Below are 18282 nucleotides of genomic sequence, written 5' to 3' on the forward strand. Positions count from 1 at the left end.
CAGTGTGCGTGGCGTCGCACCGGCGCGCACCCGATTTATCCCAGGTGCGCCAGCCACCCGCCCTTCGCCGAGATGTCCTCGGCGCCCTTGGTCGCCGCCGGTTCGCACAGGAACCCGGACACGCGCGAACCGTCGGCCAGCTCGACCTTCCCGATCGCCAGCGGCGCGGGAATCCGCGAGACGAACTCGCCGAAGCCCCGCACCGGCAGGTCCCACACCTCCGCCGCGATCGCGACGCCGTCGGATGCGACCCGCACGAGTCCCGGCTTCGGCGGCACCGTGTCCAGCGCGTACAGCCGGTACGACGCGGACGTGGAGACTTCCGAGACGAACCGCCCGCCGCGGGAGGTCAGTTCGTGGTTCAGCGGCTGCCCCCGCAGGTGAGCGCCGACGACCACGAGCGGGACCCGCTCGCCGCGCAACCCCGCCAGCGCGGCCAGCTTCAGGTCGTCGTGCGGGGCGCCGACCAGCATCACGCCGAACGGGCGCCCGGCCACCGTGCCCGCCGGGACCGCCAGCGCCGAGAGCCCGAACAGGTTGGTGGAGTTGGTGAACCGGCCCAGGCGCGCGTTGACCGCGATCGGGTCCGCGGCGACCGCGGCGATCGTGGGGTGCTCGGTCGTCGTCGGGGTGAGGAGCGCGTCGACACCGGCCAGCACCGAGAGTGCCTCGGCGCGCAGCCCGGCCAGCGTCTGCTGGTCGGCGAACAGCCGGTGCGCCCGGATGTCCCTGGCACCGGTGATGATGCCGTGCACCACCGGGTCCACGGCGTCCGGATGCGCTTCCAGGAACTCGCCGACGGCGGTGTACCGCTCGGCGACGAACGCCCCGCCGTACAACAGCTGTGCCGCCTCCAGGAAAGCCGACATGTCTACTGTGGTCACTTCGGCGCCGGCCGCCGCGTACTCCTCGACGGTGGCCTCGAACGCCTCCGACCAGCCCGCTTCCAGCGGTCCCAGGCGATCGGGCACGCCGAGCCGGAACCGTCCCGGGTGGACCTGCGCGGGTTCGGCCAGGCAGGTCAGCGCGAACGTCGCCTCCTCGATCGTCCGCGCGAACAGCGACACGCAGTCGATGCTCGCGCACGCGGGGACGACGCCCTCGGTCGGCAGCAGCCCGGGCGTCGGCTTGAGCCCGACGATCCCGTTGTACGCCGCCGGTACCCGGCCGGAGCCCGCGGTGTCGGTGCCCAGCGCCAGGTCCGCGATCCCGAGCGCGACGGCGACCGCTGATCCCGAGCTGGAGCCGCCCGACACGTACGCCGGGTCGACGGCGTTGCGCACCGCGCCGTACGGGCTGCGCGTCCCGACCAGCCCGGTCGCGAACTGGTCGAGGTTGGTCGTGCCGAGCACCAGCGCCCCGGCCGCCCGCAGCCGGGCAACGACCGGTGCGTCGGCCTCCGGCTTGTACGCGTACGCCGGGCAGCCCGCCGTCGTCGGCAGTCCCGCGACGTCGATGTTCCCCTTGACCGCGACGAGCTTGCCGTACAGCGGCAACCCTTGTTCCGCCAACGCGGCGGCCTCGGCCAGCACCTCGGCTTCCGGCCGCAGGTCGATCCAGATCTCCGGCCGGTCGACCTGCTCGATCCGCCGGTACGCGGCGCGAACTCGTTCCAGGATGCTCATCCGAGCACCACCAGCGGTGTTCCGGGGGCGACCTGGTCACCGGGGGACACGAGCACTTCGACCACCTCACCGCTCGACGGCGCGGGGATCCGCGCCTCCGTCTTCATCGCTTCCAGCGTCACCAGTGACTGCGCGCCCGCGACGCGCTCGCCCGCCGCGACGTCCACCCGCCACACCGTCGCCGCGAACGGCGCCTCGACGACGTGCCCGCCCGGCGGCGCCTCGACCCGTTTCGGTGGCAGCGTCACCGGTTCCGGCTTCGGGTCGAACTCGCCCGCCGCGGCCCACGCCCGCCGTTCCGCCTCGAACGCCGCCGCCTGCGTCGCCCGGAACCCGGCGATGCCGTCCGCGTTGTCGGCCAGGAACTGCTGGTACTCGGCCAGCTTGAAGGTGCCGTCGGTGACGTCCAGCTCCAGCTGTCCGGCCGAGCTTCGCGCCCGCAGGTCGAGGAGTTCGTCCGCGGACACGGGGTACCAGGAGATCCGGTCGAAGAACCGCAGGCACCAGGGCTGCTCGCCGCCGTGCCAGCTGTTCCACACCTGCACGGTCCGGCCGACGAACTGGTAGCCGCCCGGGCCTTCCATGCCGTAGATGCAGAGGTAGGCGCCGCCGATGCCGACGGAGTTCTCCGCGGTCCACGTCCGCGCCGGGTTGTACTTCGTCGTCACCAGCCGGTGCCGCGGGTCGAGCGGCGTCGCGACCGGCGCGCCCAGGTAGACGTCGCCGAGGCCGAGGACCAGGTACTCCGCGTCGAACACCGTCCGGTAGACGTCGTCCACGCCTGCCAGCCCGTTGACGCGCCGGATGAACTCGATGTTCCACGGGCACCACGGCGCGTCGTCGCGCACGCCGGTCATGTACCGCTCGATCGCCTCGCGCGTCGCCGGGTCGTCCCACGACAGCGGCAGCCGGACGCTGCGGCTCGGCACCTCCAGCGCGTGCGTCGGCGGCAGGTCGCGTTCCAGCTCGCGGACCAGCCCGAGCGCCTTGCCGACGGGCAGCGCGTCCGGGTCGACGTGCACCTGCAGCGACCGGATGCCCGGCGTCAAGTCGACGATCCCCGGGACGCCTTCGGCCGCCAGCCGTTCCCCGAGCGCGTGCACCCGCATCCGCAGGGCGAGGTCGAGCTTCATCTCGCCGTACTCGACGAGCAGGTTGTCGTCCCCGCTGCGGCGGTAGGTGACGGACGGTTCGTCGTCTTCGGACGCTTGCCGGCCCAGTACCCCGCCGTCGTGGCGGGCCTTCCTGGTGGACGTCACCGCGGAGGCCGGCCGCCGCCGCAGCACCGCCGCGTGGTCGGTGTCGATCGGCACGAACCGCACGGTGTCGCCCGGGCGCAGCTGCCCGAGCTTCCAGCGCTCGCCGGTGGCGACCGTCGCCGGGCAGACGAAACCGCCGAGGCTGGGCCCGTCCGGGCCGAGCAGGATCGGCAGGTCGCCGGTGTAGTCGACGGCGCCGATCGCGTACGGCGTGTCGTGGATGTTCGACGGGTGCAGGCCCGCCTCACCGCCGTCCGCGCGGGACCATTCGGGCCGCGGCCCGACGAGCCGGACGCCGGTGCGGGCGGAGTTGAAGTGCACCTGCCAGTCCGTGGCGTAGAACGTGTCGACGTCGCCGGGCGTGAAGAACTCCGGTGCCGCGTGCGGGCCTTCGAGTGCCCCGATCGTCCAGTGTGGAGCGAACTCCGGGCGGTCGGTCACCGGGCCGAGGACCGGGTCCGCGGGCAGCGGGCCCGGAGTCAGGACGTCGCCCGCGGCCAGCGCGCGGCCGCCGAGCCCGCCGAACTTGCCCAGGGTGAACGTCGCCGCGCTGCCGAGGAATGCCGGGACGTCGACGCCGCCGCGAACCAGTACGTAGCTGCGCAGCCCGGCCGTGCACGCCCGGACGTCGAGCGTAGCCCCGGCGGGAACCTCGACGGGTGTCCACAAGGGAGCCTCGACGCCGTCGACGAGTACGGTCGTCGGCGCACCGGTGACGCACACGTGGGTGGCGTGCGAAAACCGGAGCGTCACACCGTCCACAGTGCACTCCAGGCCGGGCGCACCCTCGGGGTTGCCGAGCGCCAGGTTGCCCAGCCGCAGCGAGCGGTCGTCCATCGGCCCGCTCGGCGGGACTCCGACGCGCCAGAAGCCGGTGCGGCCCGGCCAGTCCTGCACGGTCGTCATCGTCCCGCCGCGCACGACGTCGATCCGGTCCTCGGCGTCCTCGATGGCGTCCAAAGTGGACGTGTCGTGCGCGACCGCGCCGAACGCCGCGTCGGCGGCCGCCGCCCGCAGCTGCCCGAGGTTGGTGCGGACGCCGTCCACCCGGGTCAGGGCCAGTGCTTCCCGCAGGTGCGCGAGCGCGTCGGCGCGGTCGGTGCCGGTGCAGATCACCTTGGCCAGCAACGGGTCGTAGTGGGTGGTGACGGTGGTGCCCGGCTCGACCCAGGTGTCCACGCGCGTGCCCGGCGGCAGTGCGACCCGGGTGACGAGGCCCGCGCTCGGCCGGTGCCCGGCGCTCGGGTCCTCGGCGTACACCCGTGCCTCGACGGCGTGCCCCCGCGCGACCGGCACCGCGCGGAACATCGCGCGGTCGCCCTGCGCGAGCCGGAGCATCCAGGCGACCAGGTCGACGCCGTGGACGGCCTCGGTGACCGGGTGCTCGACCTGCAGCCGGGTGTTGACCTCGAGGAAGGCGGCCTCCTCGCGTTCCGGGTCGTAGACGTACTCGACCGTGCCGGCCGAGCGGTACCGCACCGACGAGCAGAGCGCGACGGCCGAGTCGACGAGCTGTTTCCGCATCGCGTCCGGCAGGTCCGGCGCCGGGCACTCCTCGACGACCTTCTGGTTGCGCCGCTGCAGGGAACAGTCGCGGGTGCCCAGCGCCAGGACCTCGCCGAAGCCGTCGCCGAACACCTGGACCTCGACGTGCCGGGCGCGGCGCACCAGCCGCTCCAGGAACACCCCGGAGTTCGCGAAGCTCTTGGCCGCGACGCTCCGCACGGTGTCCCACGCTTCACGCAGCTCGTCGGGCGTGGCGCACGCGCGCATCCCGATCCCGCCGCCGCCCCCGGTCGCCTTGAGCATCACGGGGTAGCCGATCTCGGCGGCGCGGGCGACCGCTTCGTCCACATCGGACAGCAGGCCGGTGCCGGCGAGCAGCGGCACGCCCGCGGCGACCGCCGCCTCGCGTGCGGTGTGCTTGCTGCCGAACACTTCCAGGTGCTCGGGCGACGGCCCGGCGAACGCGAGCCCGGCGTCCTCGCAGGCTCGCGCGAACGCGGCGTCCTCGGAGAGGAACCCGTAGCCGGGGTGGACCGCGTCGCAGCTGGTGTCGAGCGCGGCGGCCACGATCGCGCCGGCCCGCAGGTAGCTTTCCGCGGCGGGCGCCGGCCCGAGCCGCACGGCCCGGTCGGCGAGCCGCACGTGCGGGGCGAGGCGGTCGGCGTCGGAGTACACGGCGACGGTCTCGAGGCCGAGCTCCCGCGCGGTGCGCAGGATCCGGACCGCGATCTCGCCGCGGTTGGCGACGAGCAGCCTCACTCGCCGCCTCCGGGGGACGTCACGACCAGGCGCACCGGCGTCGGGTCGAACCCGTTGCAGGGGTTGTTGATCTGCGGGCAGTTCGACACCAGCACGAGGACGTCGGTCTCGGCGCGCACCCGGACTTCGAGGCCCGGCGCGGAGATCCCGTCGACGATGCCGAGGGTGCCGTCTTCTTCGACCGGCACGTTCATGTACCAGTTGACGTTGCTGACCAGGTCGCGCTTGCCCAGCCCCCATTTCGCGCCCTCGCTGAGGAAGTTCTCGACGCAGGCGTGCTGGAAGCGGGTGTGCTGGCCGTAGCGGAGGCTGTTGGACTCCTTGCTGCACGCGCCGCCGATCGTGTCGTGGCGCCCGCACGTGTCGGCGACGACGGTCAGCAGCGGGGCGCCTTCCTGGGTGCGCAGGACGCTGCCCGTGGTCAGGAAGATGGTGTGCTGCGCGGCGATCGTCGTGGCCGCGCTGTAGCGCTGGGCCGTGTCGTTCGCGTCGTAGCAGAGGAAGTCGACGGCCTGGTTGCCGCCCAGGTCGATGATCGCCAGCTCGCTGCCCCGCTTCAGCACGGTGGAGAACGGGGCGCGCGCGGCGACGTCGAACGTCAGCTCCAGCTGGGACTGGTACGCCGTGCTCATGCGATCCCCCGGGCGGTCAGGTAGTCGGCGGTGTTCTCGAAGGCCCGCTGCGCCTCCGGCGAGTGCGTCCATTCCGGACTGTCCGGAGTGGACGGCCGGTCGCGCCAGGCGAGCACTTCGAGGTTCGTCACGGTGTAGTCCGGCCGCGGGTCGACCGGGTGCGCCACGTTGGCGATGAGCACGATCGCCGGGAGCTCGATCCGCAGCTCGACCGACCGGCCCGCGCCCGCCGATCCGGTGAAGTCCAGGCCGCCGTCCGGCCGGACCCGGACGCCCTGGAAGAACGACAGGCTCGGCGGCAGGTCCCGCGGCCCGAGGCCGTTCTTGGCCGCTGCCAAGGTGAACAGCGGCAGCCCGGCGGGGGAGGGACCCTGCGGGGCGCCGTCGCCGTAGCGCTCGGTGTTGCCGTCCACAGTGGACGTCCCGCACAGGGCGTCGTGCCGCCCGCTCGAGTCCGCGACGACCGTCGCGAGCACCCGGGCCTGGTCCGACAGCAGTGCCACCTTCGCGCCGAGGTAGGCGTTCCACTGCACCTTCACCGTGTCCGCGACGTTCAGCCGCTCCCACGGCCCCTCGGCGTTGAACAGCAGCAGGTGCGCGCACGCGTCGCCGTCGACGTCGGTCAGCCGCACCCGCGTGCCCCGCGCGAGCACCTTGTGCGTGTAGCCGCCCCCGGCCACCGTCTCGGCCCAGGTCAGCGCCTCGGGCGCGACCTCGGGCGGCGGTGTCGGCCAGGTGCTCGCCGGGATCGACGGCATCGTTTCGACCACGGTTCCGGCCTGGGCGCGGGCGTGGTCGCGGGCGCCGTGGGGGGTGGCGGTGGTGCTCATGGACGTCCTCTCTCAAGCGCGGGTTCGAGGGCGGGAGCGCGACGCGGGCGCGGCCGGCAGAGCCAGCCGATCACCAGAGCGCCGCCGACGAACTCTATCGGGAACAACAGCGTCCAGGCGGCGCCCGAACCGGTCACGTCGTAGATCTCCGGGCGCGGCCAGGCGATGTTCACGATCATGGCGATGCCGTAGAGGACGGCCGCCGCGTTCACCGGAACACCCCAGCGGCCGAGGGAGAACAACCCGGGCTCGGCGGGGAGGCGTCCGCGCAGCCGGTGCACCAGCAAGGGGCCGGTGACCAGGAGATACGCCAGGTAGACGACCACCACCGACGTCCCGGTGATCGTGCTGAAGAGCGTCGGGTTGCCGACGTTGAGCAGCAGCAGCCCGATCGCGAGCCCGCCGGACAGCAGGGCGGGCGCGACCGGTGTCCCCGTGCGCGAACTCACCGACGAAAGTCGGGTGGACGCGGGGAGTGCGCCGTCGCGGGCCATCGCGTAGATCAGCCGGACGGTGCCGGTCTGGATGGTCAGGGTGCAGACGACCACGGCGACCGCGACGTCGGCGAGGAAGACCCGGCCGAGGGTGTCACCGAAGACGGCGGTGATCACGTACGGCAGGCCGTGGCCGGCGAGCTGCCCGTCGGTCAGGCTCGGCGCGGCCATCAGCGCCGTGAGCACGACGGCCAGCCCGCCGATCCCGGACACGAGCACGGCCCGCAGCACCGCGCGCGGAGCTGCCCGTCGCGCGTTCTTCGTCTCCTCCGCGACCGACGCGGCGGTGTCGAAGCCGTAGAGGACGTACGCGGCCATGAGCGCCGAAGCGAGCACGCCGCCGATCCCGGCGCTCGTGCCGGGGTTGTCGTGCAGCACCACCTGCGGCCCGCGGACGGCGAACAGGCCGAGGCCGGTCACCAGCACCACGACGCCGACCAGCTCGGCCGCGACACCGACGTCGTTGATCCGCGCGATCAGCCGCACGCCGCCGGCGTTCACGGCGGTGGTGAAGACGAGCAGCAGGGTGCCGAGCAGGACGGCGTTGGCCGCACCCGACGGCGACGTCACCGTCGGGTCGCCGCCGACGAGCTGGAAGCCGTCCCACACCGACGGCAGCACGACCTGCAGCGCGATGGCCGCGGCGGCGAGCGCGACGACGCAGCCGAGCAGCATCATCCAGCCGGCGAGCCAGCCGAGGAAGCCCTTGGTGAGCTGTTTCGCCCACTGGTAAACGGATCCGGCGAGCGGGAAGCGCGCGGCGAGCTCCGCGAACACGAGCGCGACGAGCAGCTGGCCGGCGAGGACCACCGGCCACGTCCAGAAGAAGAGCGGGCCGCCGAAGGTGTAGCCGAAGCCGAAGAGCTGGAAGACGGTCGTGAGGATCGAGACGAACGAGAAACCGGCGGCGAAGGCGGAAAACCCGCCCAGCGACCGGCGAAGCTCTTGGCGGTAACCGAAGGCGGCGAGTTCGTCGGGTGGGGACATGCGGGCTCCTGACCTGGTTTCGATCGCTTGACAGAAATTAGGTCTCGGGCACGACGTGATGATCTCCGGCGCGTTAGGGCCTCGTTAACGGACGGGCCGACAGCCCGTCAACGGCGACATGCAGGAGTAACCGCACCTCGGTGCGGGTGTCCGGGCCGCGGACCTGGCAAGATCACCGGCGTGGTCAAAGGGGCGGGGGTCGGCAGGCCCAGGGCGAGCGGCGCGGCGGCGAACCGGCCGGACGCGCGTCAAGCCGTGCTCGACGCGGCGGGCGAGCTGTTCACCGGAGCCGGCTACGCGGCGACGACGACCCGGGCCATCGCCGAACGCGCGGGGCTGCGCCAGGCGTCGCTCTACTACCACTTCCCGGCCAAGGAAGACATCCTCGCGGCCCTGCTGGCCGAGACGGTCCGCCCGTCGCTGGCCCTGGCGGCCCGGCTCGTCGCGGACTCGTCCCCGTCGGCGGTCCGGCTGTGGGCGCTGGCGTACGCGGACATCCGCCTCCTCGGCGGCGCCCGCCACAACCTCGGCGCGCTGTACCTGCTTCCCGAGGTCGGCTCGGCGAACCTGGCCCGCTTCCGCGCCGAGCGCGCGGACCTGAAGGCGGCCTACGGAAGCTTGGTGGCGGCGGTGGGTGTCGCGCCGGAGGCGGTGGCGATCCGCGCGGACCTGGTGTTCGGCCTGGTGGAGAGCATCGCGGTCATCCGCCGCGACGACCCGCAGCTGGATGTGGAGGCCCACGTCCGCGAAGGCGCGGACGGCGTGGTCCGCCTGGTGGGGCTGCCGGAGCCGACCGACGAGCTGCGCGCCGAGGCGCACACCCTGCTCGCGAAGCTCACCGATTGGACGAACACCGGCTAGAAGCGTCCGCCGACGCCGGACACCGGCTGGTTGACCAGCAGGTTGCTGATGATCCGGGAGAGCTCGCGCATCGTGCGCATCCCCAGCTGGATCGACTGGGCGCCGACGCGCAGCGGCCGGATCGCCGCGCGCATGGGCGCGTTGATCGCCTCCAGGGGCCGGATCTGGGTGAGGAACTCGGTGATCCGGGCTTCCAGCTCCATCAGGCCGGTCAGCATCTCGACGAACTCGTCGTACTCCCGGCGGGCCCGGTCCAGCAGCTCCGGCGTCATGTGCGAATCCATCAGCCGCATGTACGACCGGATCGTGGAGTCGGTTTCGGCGACGGTGGCTTCGAAGTCGGTGCCGACCTGCTGGATGGTGACCGCCAGCGGCTTGATGGTGTCGGCCGCCCGGACGACCCGTGCCTTGATGGCTTCGGGGGTCATCCCGGCGACGTCCCCGGTCACCTGCCGCATTTCCCCCGCCAGTTCGTCCAGCGCGTGGCTGATCGCGTCGAACTGCCGTTCCAGGAGCTCGCCGATCTTCGTGAGGTTTTCCTTGTATTCCTGGAGCCCGGGCCCGTCCTCTTCCGGCGCGAAACCGTCGAGGAGGAGCTGGTCGCATTTCTTCAACTGTTCCAGCGCGGCTTCCGCGGAGCGGATCGCCAGTATCAGCTTGTCCGCGACCACGGCCATCGTCCGCCGCCACTCGGCGGTCCCGGAACCGGCGAGCACGGCGTCCTTGATGTCGACGTACTGGAGCTTCTCGATGATCCGGATGTTGGCGTCGTCGCTCTGCCCGGTGATGAGCTCGTGCCCCAGCACGATCAGGGGCAGGATCAGCTGCGTGAGGCCGAGTTCCTTGGCTTTGGCGTAGAACGCGGTGAGCTCTTCGCGGCAGTCGGCGCTCTCGTAGAAGTAGTTCATCGAAATGACCGGGATGAACACCATCGCGGCGTTGATGCCGTCCTGGATCTTGGTCCGCCAGTCCTCACCCCAGCCGATGCTCTCGCGGTCCACGAACACTTCGACCTTGCGCCCGTGCGCGGAGGCGCAGAACTTCTCCAGCGAATTCTTCAATGGCGTGACGAAATTGAGGAAACTGTCGTCTTCGTGCGTGAAACTGAGGAAGCACTGGACAGCGGGCTGATCGGCCAGGAAATCGGTCATCGGTACCTTCGGCGGCGTCGCGGCGTTTTCCGGCGCAGCCTAGAGCAGGCGGGGACCGAGTCCGCGCGGTTCCGGCGGGTGCTCCGGAAATGTCCTGGAACTGTCCGCTCAGGAAGCCGTCGTCTGGAGGGCCTTGCTCAACGCCGTGGCCGTCAAGCCCACCTGCCACGGGCGTGCCCCGCCCGCGCGGAGCACGTCGGCCACCGACTCTTCGTCGGTCTCCGCCGGGGGCCGCCAGCACGTGCGGCGCACCAGGTCCGGCAGCAGCAGGTTCTCCACCGGCAGCCGCCGGTCCTCCGCGATCGCCGTCAGCGCCGTGCGCGCCGCGGACAAGCGGGCCGCCGCGTCCGGGTCCTTGTCCGCCCAGCGGTTCACCGGGGGCGGGCCGTCCGTCGGCTGGGACGGTGAGGGCAGCTCGCTCGCCGGGAGCGCCTTGGCCGCTTGCAGGTGCCGGAGCCAGTTCGCCGTGTACTTGCGCTGGACGCGGCCGCTGAACACCGGCAGCGCCTGGAGCTCCTCGACCGTCTTGGGGTCGGCCGTCACCGCGTTGATGATCGCGCTGTCCGGCAGGATCCGGCTCGGGGCGCGGTCGCGTTTGCGGGCCAGCTCGTCGCGTGCCTGCCACAGCTCCCGGACGGCCGCGAGGCCGCGCGGGTTGCGGATCTTGTGCACGCCGGACGTCCGGCGCCACGGCTCGGCCCGCGGGGCGGGCGGCGGTGCGGTGCGGACGGCTTCGAACTCCTGCTGCGCCCACTCGAGCTTGCCCTGGGCGCCCAGCTCCGCCTCCAGCTTTTCGCGCAGCTGGATGAGCAGCTCGACGTCGAGGGCCGCGTAGTTGAGCCAGTCGACCGGCAGGGGCCGCTTCGACCAGTCGGCCGCGCTGTGCCCCTTTTCGAGGGTGTAGCCCAGCAGCAGCTCGACGAGGGTCCCCAGCGCGACGCGCTCGTAGCCCGCCAGCCGGCCGGCCAGCTCGGTGTCGAACAGCGCCGCCGGGTGCAGGTCCAGCTCGGCGAGGCAGGGGAGGTCCTGGGAGGCGGCGTGCAGCACCCACTCCAGGGAGTTGAGGACGTTCTTCAGCGGGGTGAGGTCGTCGAGCTCGGTCGGGTCGATCAGGACCGTGCCGGAACCCTCGCGTCGCAGCTGGACGAGATAAGCCTTGGGCCAGTACCGGTAGCCGGACGCGCGTTCGGTGTCGACGGCGACGGCGCCGGTGCCCGCGGCGAGCCGCGCACAGGCTTCGAGCAGCGCGGCTCGGTCGGTGACCACCGGGGGAGTGCCCTCGGCGGGCTCGCGTAGCAGCACGGGGCCGCCCGTGGACTCGATCTCCATCCCGGTGTCCTCGGCCTCTGTGCTTTCCATGACTAGCGACCCTACGGGACGGGCGTACCGCGCCTGGTGCGCCCGCCCCGTGGGGAGGTTCGTCTATCCGTCAGCGGATGACGCCGGCCCGCATGGCCAGCGCAACCATCTGAGCCCGGTCGCCCGTGCCGAGCTTGCGCCCGATGCGAGACAGGTGGGACTTGACGGTGAGGGCGGAGAGGGAAAGTTCCTCGCCGATCTCCTTGTTGGACTGTCCGTCGGCGACCAGCTGGAGCACCTCCACCTCACGAGCGGAAAGCTCGCGCGGGGTGTTGTCGGTGCCGGCGACGCGGGTCCCGGTGGCGAGCACCGGAGCCACGCTCGGGTCGGCGTAGACGCCGCCTTCGAGCACACGCCGCACGCCATCGGTCACGACGACCGGTGACGCGGACTTCAGCAGGTACGCCTGGGCCCCGGCCTGGAAGGCCGAGCGGACCGCGTACGGGTCGTCCGAGGATGCGAGTACGACCACGCGCGGCCAGCCGTGGCTACGAAGTTCCGTAACCAGTTCGATGCCGCTGCCGTCAGGCAGTCCGAGATCGAGGATCGCCAGGTCACAAGGCCCAGTGGCCTGTGCTCGCGCCCTCGCCTCGGCCACCGTGGCGGCTTCGTGGACGGTCCCCGCACCCATCTGTGCGAGTCTTGCTGCGATTGCCTCCCTCAACAGCGGGTGGTCGTCGACCACCAATACCGAAAAAAGCTCTTCCCGCGGGTGCGGAACCATGCTCGCCGGCAAAGCACCGGCTGGCGTGGATCGGACGGCCTGAGAAATGCCGACGGTAGCCACGTCACTACCTCCCTGGAGTCGGTCGTGCCCCCCGACCGGCACCGGGACCTTCGGCCGTTCAGCCGCGCCAGCTTTAGACCGAAAGTGGTGTCGTCGAAGGCACTGTAGCCGCCCTGAGGCCGTTCTGGGGGGATCGAATGGGTATCTATCTCAAACGAACAGTCACTCAGTGGGTTCGCGGTAACACGATCGGGCTAGTACACGGCCGGTTGCTAACGGATAGCCCAGCGAACACGATGCAAAGAAGTTACCGGCGCCCAAATGGCCGTGCAGATGGAGTGTGCAGCTGCCGGTGCGCGTAGTGACAGGGGTCCGGATGGGGGTCCGGGAGGGCCGGAATGTGCCTCCGGCCGGGGCATGATCAACTTCGCGGAACGGCTTCTGCGGGCCCCCTGGAAGGCCGGAACGGTGACTGTCCGTGGCCGTCAGGGGCGATCTTCGGCCGAATCGCCGCAAGTTGATCTTGTTGCGGTGCGTGACCGCGGTGCGTCACTAACGGGGGCACGGGTGAAGACGTGAAACTGCCTCAGGAACGTCGGGGGCGGTCCGCCCGGGGGTCTGTCATCGTCTGGACCATTCGGCCGCCAGCGGCGCGCTCAGGGGGCCGACTGGGGGTTCCCGTTGGTTTGGACGGCGTTCAGCGGATGTGAAATTTGCTCACATCCGTACAAGGGGGTTGGTGCGGGGACGGCCGGGGAGCGTCGCCGTGGCCGATCCGGTGTGAATGATCCCTCGGACGGCCGCAGAGCGGGATCGCGGCAGCCGGGAGCCGTCAGGAGCTCTGGCGCTGCCCGAAGAGCGTCACGCCGACCGGCGGCAGGCCCACGACGCTGGCCATGACCTGGCAGAACGCCTGCCCGTGCGGCAGCAGCCCGGCGTCCGTCGGCGTCCACGACGCCCGCAGCTCGAGATCGTCGGTCCGCGCCGGGCCGGAAATGTCGCCGAAGCGGGCCGACGACGTCTCCGTCACCGTGCCGCCCAGTGCCGTCCAGCTCGCGCCCGACACTTCCAGCGCGTCCGTCAGCCACGACCAGCCGACCGCCGGCAGGAAGGGATCGGTCGCCAGCTCCCGGTCCAGCTCCGCGCGCACGTACAAGACGAGCCGCAGCACGCCCTCCCAGCCTTCCTGGCCCTCCGGGTCGTGCAGGAGGACCAGGCGGCCCGAGGCCAGCACGTCCGCGGGGCCGGAGACCTCACAGCTGACCGCGTACGACCACGGCGCGAGCCGCTGCGGCGCCCGCATCGGCTCGAGCAGCACCTCCCGGCGGGGCCGGACGGACTGCAGCGCCACAACTGCTTCGCGGAAGAGGTCGGGCACTGGCGTCATGGCGGTCACGCTTCGACTTTAGGGCGGGCACGCCCCGTTGCGGGCGCAGGCGCGCCGATGGAACCACCGTCCCCAGCTCGTGGCACGATTGACGGCGATGTCTCCGACCACGCCCCTGCCGCAGCGAGCCGCCCCGTCCGGCCGCCGCGAGCTGCCCGAAGCCCCGTTCCTGGTCGCCGCACGCGGCGAACGCCCGGCTCGCACGCCCGTCTGGTTCATGCGCCAGGCGGGTCGTTCGCTGCCCGAATACCGCGCGCTGCGCGAGGGCGTGCCGATGCTCGACTCCTGTTTCGACCCCGAGATGCTGGCCGAGATCACGCTGCAGCCGGTCCGCCGGCACGGCGTCGACGCCGCCGTCCTCTACAGCGACATCGTCGTGCCGCTGAAGGCCGCGGGGGTCGCCCTCGACATCGTCCCGGGCACCGGCCCGGTGGTCGACGTGCCGATCCGCGACCTCGCCGCCGTGAAGGCGCTGCCGGAGCTGGCGCCGGATCAGGTCGCGAAGGTCGCCGACGGCGTGAAGCTGCTGGTCGAGCGGCTCGGCGAGACGCCGCTGATCGGCTTCGCCGGCGCGCCGTTCACGCTGGCCAGCTACCTCATCGAGGGCGGGCCGAGCCGCAACCACGAGCACACCAAGGCGCTGATGCACTCGTCGCCGGAGGTCTGGCACGAGCTGGCCGGCCGCCTGGCCGACATCGCGCTGACGTTCCTGCGCGCGCAGCTCGACGCCGGCGTCGACGCGATCCAGCTGTTCGACTCCTGGGCGGGCGCGCTGTCCGAGCGGGACTACCGCGAATTCGTGCTGCCGCACTCGGCGAAGGTCCTCGACGGCGTCGCCGCGTACGGCGTGCCGCGGATCCACTTCGGCGTCGGCACCGGCGAGCTGCTCGCCGCGATGCGCGACGCGGGCGCGGACGTCGTCGGCGTCGACTGGCGCATCCCCCTCGACGAAGCAGTCCGCCGCCTCGGCGGCCACGCCGTCGTGCAGGGCAACCTCGACCCGGCGCTGCTGCACGCGTCCTGGCCGGTCCTCGAAGCCGAGGTCCGCCGGATCGTCGAAGAAGGCAAGGCGGCCGACGGCCACATCTTCAACCTCGGCCACGGCGTGCTGCCGGGCGTCGACCCCGACGTGCTGACCCGCGTGGTCGGGCTGGTGCACGAGCTGTGAAGCGCGTCGCGGTCGTCGGCGGCGGTGTTTCCGGGCTGACCGCGGCGTACCGGCTGCGGCGGCTGCTCGGCGAAAGCGCCGAGATCGTCGTGTTCGAGAAGACGAAGACGCCGGGCGGCAAGCTGCGCACGGCCGAGCTGGCCGGCGTCCCCTACGACGTCGGCGCGGAGGCCTTCCTCGTCCGCCGTCCCGAGATGCTGGGGCTGGCCCGCGAGCTCGGGCTCGACGTCGTCCACCCGACGAAGGCGCGCGCGAAGATCCACGCCGGCGGCACGGTGACCGGCCTGCCGCCGGGCACCGTCATGGGCGTCCCGGCGTCGGCGGAGTCGGTCGCCGGGGTGCTGTCGGAGGCGGGCCGCAAGACCGTCGAAGCCGAGCTGTCGCTGCCCGCGCTGCGGCTGCCGGGTGGCGACCTGGCGCTCGGGCCGCTGCTGCGCGAGCGCTTCGGCGACGAGCTGGTCGACCGGCTGGTCGACCCGCTGCTCGGCGGCGTCTACGCGGGGGGTGCCGACGGTCTGGGGCTGCGCGCGACCATGCCCGGCCTGGCCGCGGCGGTGGCCGCGGGCGCCGGTTCGCTGACGGCGGCGGCCAAGACCCAGCTGCCGGCGAACCCGTCGGCGGCGCCGGTGTTCGGCACCGTCCCCGGCGGGCTGGGCACGCTGGTCGACCGGCTCACCGAGCTGTCCGGCGCCGAGCTGCGGACCGGGCTGCCGGTCTGCGACATCGCACGGCACGGCACCGGCTGGCGGCTGCGCATCGGCGCGAACCCCACCGCGCACGCGCCCGCGGACAACACGGTCGAGGCCGACGCGATCGTGCTCGCGGTGCCCGCGCCCTCGGCCCGGCGGCTGCTGGCCGAGCTGGTGCCGGCGGCTTCGGCGGCGTTCGGCGAGGTCGAGCTGGCGTCGATGGCCGTCGTCGCGCTCGCGCTCCCGCCCGGCACGCGGCTGCCGGACGCCTCGGGAATCCTGATCGGCGCCGGCGAAGTCGATTCCTCGGGCGTGCCGTACGCGGCGAAGGCGTTCACGTTCTCTTCGCGGAAGTGGGCGCACTTCGGCTCCGGCCCGGTGCTGGTCCGCGGCTCGGTCGGGCGCTTCGGCGAGCTGGGCGCGTTGCAGGCCGACGACGTCGAGCTGGTCCGCGTGGTCCGCGACGACCTGGCGCGGCTGACCGGTGTGACGGCGGCGCCGGTCGAGACGCTCGTGACGCGCTGGGGCGGCGGGCTGCCGCAGTACGGCACGGGCCACCTCGAGCGCGTGGAGCGGATCGAGAAGGCCGTCGCCGGGGTGCCGGGGCTCGCGGTCGCCGGCGCGACGCTGCACGGCGTCGGGTTGCCGGCGTGCGTGGCGACGGCCGAGGCCGCCGCGCAGCGGATCGCCGCGCACCTCTCTTCGTGAGTGCTCTCACCTGACCCGTGGCAGCGGCCGCGTCGCCGCGGTGACAGGATGGAAGGCATGGCGCGGGTCAACTACAACGATCTCAACGACACCATCCGCTACACCACCTGGTCGGTGTTCCGGATCGAGCCCGGCAAGCTGGGCGAGGACCGCGGCACCGCGGGCCGCGAGACGACCGAGTACCTCGACGGCCTCGAGGCCAAGGGTGTCATCGTCCGGGGTGTCTACGACGTCTCCGCGCTGCGCGCCGACGCCGACTACATGATCTGGTGGCACGCCGAGGAGATCGAGCAGGTCCAGGCGGCCTACTCCGGCTTCCGCCGGACCCCGCTCGGCCGCGCGTCGGTCCCGGTCTGGAGCCAGACCGCGCTGCACCGGCCCGCCGAGTTCAACAAGAGCCACGTCCCGGCCTTCCTCGCCGGCGAAGAGGCGCGCAAGTTCATCTGCGTCTACCCGTTCGTGCGGTCCTACGAGTGGTACCTGCTGCCGGACGCCGACCGCCGCAAGATGCTCGCCGACCACGGCAAGGAAGCCCGCGACTACCCGGACGTGCGCGCCAACACCGTCGCGTCGTTCGCGCTGGGCGACTACGAGTGGATCCTCGCCTTCGAGGCCGACGAGCTGCACCGGATCGTCGACCTGATGCGGCACCTGCGCGGCACCGAGGCGCGGCTGCACGTGCGCGAGGAAGTCCCCTTCTACACCGGCACCCGCGTGCCGCCCGCCGAGCTCGTCGCGGCTCTGCCCTAGTGCGGGAGATCCTGGACGGCGTCTGGCGCACCCTCACCGGGGACGAGCCGGGACCGGTCGAGCTGACCGGCGCCGAAGACGTGCTGCCCGGCCCGTACCGGGTGGCGGCCGCCGCGACGGCGTCCGTCGCCGCGGCGACGCTGGCCGCCGGCGAAATGCTGAAGCTGCGCGAAATCGAGCCCGGCGTGGTCACCGCGGACACCCGCCACGCGGCGGCGGCGTTCCACAGCGAACAGCTGCTGCGCGTCGACGGTGCCGGCGCCGAATCGGTGTGGGCGCCGCTGTCGGGCAACTACCGCACGGCCGACGGCTGGGTGCGCCTGCACTGCAACTACCCGCGTCACGAAGCGGCGGTGTGCTGGGGACTCGGTGTGCCGGGAACTCGCGAGGCGGTGACCAAGGCCGTCGCCGGACGCGGCGCGCGCGAGGTCGAGCACGCCGTCGTCTCGGCCGGGGGAGCGGCGGCCCAGCTGCGTTCGCCCGAGGACTGGGCCGCGCATCCGCAGGGTTCAGCGGTGGCTTCGCTGCCCCTGGTGAACTTGGCGCCGATCGGCGAAGCGCCGAAGCGGACGTTGTTCTACTCGGACCGTCCGCTGGGCGGCATCCGGATCCTGGAGCTGACGCACGTGCTGGCCGGCCCGGTGGCCGGCCGGGTGCTGGCCGCCCACGGCGCCGACGTCCTGCACGTGGGCGCGGCGCACCTGCCGCGCGTCGAGGCGTTGGTGCGCGACACGGGTCAGGGCAAGCGATCGGCGTTCGTCGCCCTGGACACCGAGGGCGGCCGCGCGAGGCTGAAGAAGCTGATCAGCCGGGCGGACGTGCTGGTGCAGTCGTTCCGCCCAGGGGCGCTTTCCCGCATCGGCTTCGGGAACGCGGAGCTGGCCGCACTGCGGCCGGGCCTGGTGATCGCGGACCTGAGCGCGTATGGCTGGGAAGGCCCGTGGGCGAGGCGGCGCGGGTTCGACAGCGTGGTCCAGATGTCGAACGGCATCGCTTGGGACTCTTCGGGTGATCCTTCGCCGCTCCCGGTCCAGGCGTTGGACCACGGAACGGGCTGGCTCACGGCGGCGGCGGTGATGACGGCGTTGCGGCGCCAGGTCACGGATGGCGGCACCTGGCGGGTCCGGCTGTCCCTGGCCGGTACGGGCCGGTGGCTGGATTCCTTGGGACGTAAGGATTCTTCCGCTGCCGACGTCGACTTCGGTGACTTGATGGAGGAAGCCGACTGCGGCTACGGCCGGTTGACGCGGGTCCGGATGGCCGGCGGTTTGCCGGGCGCGGAGCCGCACTGGGACTTCGGGACCCGGCTACCGGGTGTCGACAAGCCGACCTGGACCCCCTGACCCCTGCGCCCGAATGTGGCGTTGGGTGCGTTGGACGCAACCAACGC

Annotated in this window: 14 protein-coding genes; 5 read left to right on the plus strand and 9 right to left on the minus strand. The window is 72.3% G+C overall.

The window, feature by feature from the left end:
- Positions 1-35: 35 nt before the first annotated feature.
- Genes AB0C38_RS39490 through AB0C38_RS39510 form a run of 5 tightly spaced genes read right to left on the minus strand, consistent with a single transcriptional unit; the run spans position 36 to position 8092 of the window.
- Positions 36-1625, minus strand: a complete 1590-nt coding sequence (locus tag AB0C38_RS39490; protein WP_360683092.1) for an allophanate hydrolase — start codon at positions 1623-1625, stop codon at positions 36-38.
- Positions 1622-5149: an urea carboxylase gene (gene uca / locus AB0C38_RS39495; protein ID WP_360683094.1), complete on the minus strand. Its 3528-nt coding sequence runs from the start codon at positions 5147-5149 to the stop codon at positions 1622-1624. The genes AB0C38_RS39490 and uca overlap by 4 nt, the downstream gene beginning before the upstream one ends.
- Positions 5146-5781, minus strand: a complete 636-nt coding sequence (locus AB0C38_RS39500) for an urea amidolyase associated protein UAAP2 (protein ID WP_360683096.1) — start codon at positions 5779-5781, stop codon at positions 5146-5148. The genes uca and AB0C38_RS39500 overlap by 4 nt, the downstream gene beginning before the upstream one ends.
- A complete protein-coding gene (locus AB0C38_RS39505; protein ID WP_360683098.1) occupies positions 5778-6611 on the minus strand; it encodes an urea amidolyase associated protein UAAP1 in 834 nt (277 codons plus the stop codon). Before AB0C38_RS39505 ends, AB0C38_RS39500 begins: the two co-directional genes overlap by 4 nt.
- Positions 6608-8092 (minus strand): amino acid permease, encoded by a 1485-nt coding sequence (locus AB0C38_RS39510; protein WP_360683100.1) that lies wholly within the window; start codon positions 8090-8092, stop codon positions 6608-6610. The genes AB0C38_RS39505 and AB0C38_RS39510 overlap by 4 nt, the downstream gene beginning before the upstream one ends.
- Before the next feature lie 180 nt (positions 8093-8272).
- Between AB0C38_RS39510 and AB0C38_RS39515 the strand changes: the two genes are divergently transcribed.
- Positions 8273-8953, plus strand: coding sequence for a helix-turn-helix domain-containing protein (locus AB0C38_RS39515; protein WP_360683102.1), 681 nt, complete (start codon positions 8273-8275; stop codon positions 8951-8953).
- On the opposite strand, the gene AB0C38_RS39520 is transcribed toward AB0C38_RS39515, so the two are convergent.
- From AB0C38_RS39520 to AB0C38_RS39535, 4 genes are all read right to left on the minus strand, one after another.
- Positions 8950-10104: a toll/interleukin-1 receptor domain-containing protein gene (locus tag AB0C38_RS39520; protein ID WP_360683104.1), complete on the minus strand. Its 1155-nt coding sequence runs from the start codon at positions 10102-10104 to the stop codon at positions 8950-8952. The two genes, AB0C38_RS39515 and AB0C38_RS39520, sit on opposite strands and share 4 nt — an antisense overlap.
- Positions 10105-10212: 108 nt before the next feature.
- Positions 10213-11463, minus strand: coding sequence for a ribonuclease D (locus tag AB0C38_RS39525; protein WP_360683106.1), 1251 nt, complete (start codon positions 11461-11463; stop codon positions 10213-10215).
- A gap of 70 nt (positions 11464-11533) precedes the next feature.
- A complete protein-coding gene (locus AB0C38_RS39530) occupies positions 11534-12250 on the minus strand; it encodes a response regulator transcription factor (RefSeq protein WP_033261886.1) in 717 nt (238 codons plus the stop codon).
- Between the two features lie 772 nt (positions 12251-13022).
- Positions 13023-13586 (minus strand): DUF3000 domain-containing protein, encoded by a 564-nt coding sequence (locus tag AB0C38_RS39535; RefSeq protein WP_360683108.1) that lies wholly within the window; start codon positions 13584-13586, stop codon positions 13023-13025.
- An 88-nt stretch (positions 13587-13674) separates the two neighbouring features.
- Here AB0C38_RS39535 and hemE point away from each other — a divergent pair, with 88 nt between their 5' ends.
- Genes hemE through AB0C38_RS39555 form a run of 4 tightly spaced genes read left to right on the plus strand, consistent with a single transcriptional unit; the run spans position 13675 to position 18235 of the window.
- A complete protein-coding gene (gene hemE, locus AB0C38_RS39540) occupies positions 13675-14745 on the plus strand; it encodes a uroporphyrinogen decarboxylase (protein WP_360683110.1) in 1071 nt (356 codons plus the stop codon).
- Positions 14742-16142 carry a protoporphyrinogen oxidase gene (gene hemG, locus AB0C38_RS39545; protein WP_360683112.1) on the plus strand — a complete coding sequence of 467 codons (1401 nt, stop codon included), beginning with the start codon at positions 14742-14744 and terminating at the stop codon, positions 16140-16142. Before hemE ends, hemG begins: the two co-directional genes overlap by 4 nt.
- 57 nt (positions 16143-16199) lie before the next feature.
- Positions 16200-16892: a hydrogen peroxide-dependent heme synthase gene (gene hemQ, locus AB0C38_RS39550; RefSeq protein ID WP_360683114.1), complete on the plus strand. Its 693-nt coding sequence runs from the start codon at positions 16200-16202 to the stop codon at positions 16890-16892.
- A complete protein-coding gene (locus tag AB0C38_RS39555) occupies positions 16892-18235 on the plus strand; it encodes a CoA transferase (protein ID WP_360683116.1) in 1344 nt (447 codons plus the stop codon). The genes hemQ and AB0C38_RS39555 overlap by 1 nt, the downstream gene beginning before the upstream one ends.
- Positions 18236-18282 lie beyond the last annotated feature (47 nt).

The organism is Amycolatopsis sp. NPDC048633 (assembly GCF_040650695.1).
Lineage (GTDB): Bacteria > Actinomycetota > Actinomycetes > Mycobacteriales > Pseudonocardiaceae > Amycolatopsis.

Coding starts and splice junctions, on each gene's coding strand:
- hemQ (WP_360683114.1), top strand. CDS start 16,200: ATGGCGCGGGTCAACTACAACGATCTCAACGACACCATCCGCTACACC.
- AB0C38_RS39520 (WP_360683104.1), bottom strand. CDS start 10,104: ATGACCGATTTCCTGGCCGATCAGCCCGCTGTCCAGTGCTTCCTCAGT.
- AB0C38_RS39500 (WP_360683096.1), bottom strand. CDS start 5,781: ATGAGCACGGCGTACCAGTCCCAGCTGGAGCTGACGTTCGACGTCGCC.
- hemE (WP_360683110.1), top strand. CDS start 13,675: ATGTCTCCGACCACGCCCCTGCCGCAGCGAGCCGCCCCGTCCGGCCGC.
- AB0C38_RS39525 (WP_360683106.1), bottom strand. CDS start 11,463: ATGGAAAGCACAGAGGCCGAGGACACCGGGATGGAGATCGAGTCCACG.
- AB0C38_RS39490 (WP_360683092.1), bottom strand. CDS start 1,625: ATGAGCATCCTGGAACGAGTTCGCGCCGCGTACCGGCGGATCGAGCAG.
- AB0C38_RS39510 (WP_360683100.1), bottom strand. CDS start 8,092: ATGTCCCCACCCGACGAACTCGCCGCCTTCGGTTACCGCCAAGAGCTT.
- AB0C38_RS39505 (WP_360683098.1), bottom strand. CDS start 6,611: ATGAGCACCACCGCCACCCCCCACGGCGCCCGCGACCACGCCCGCGCC.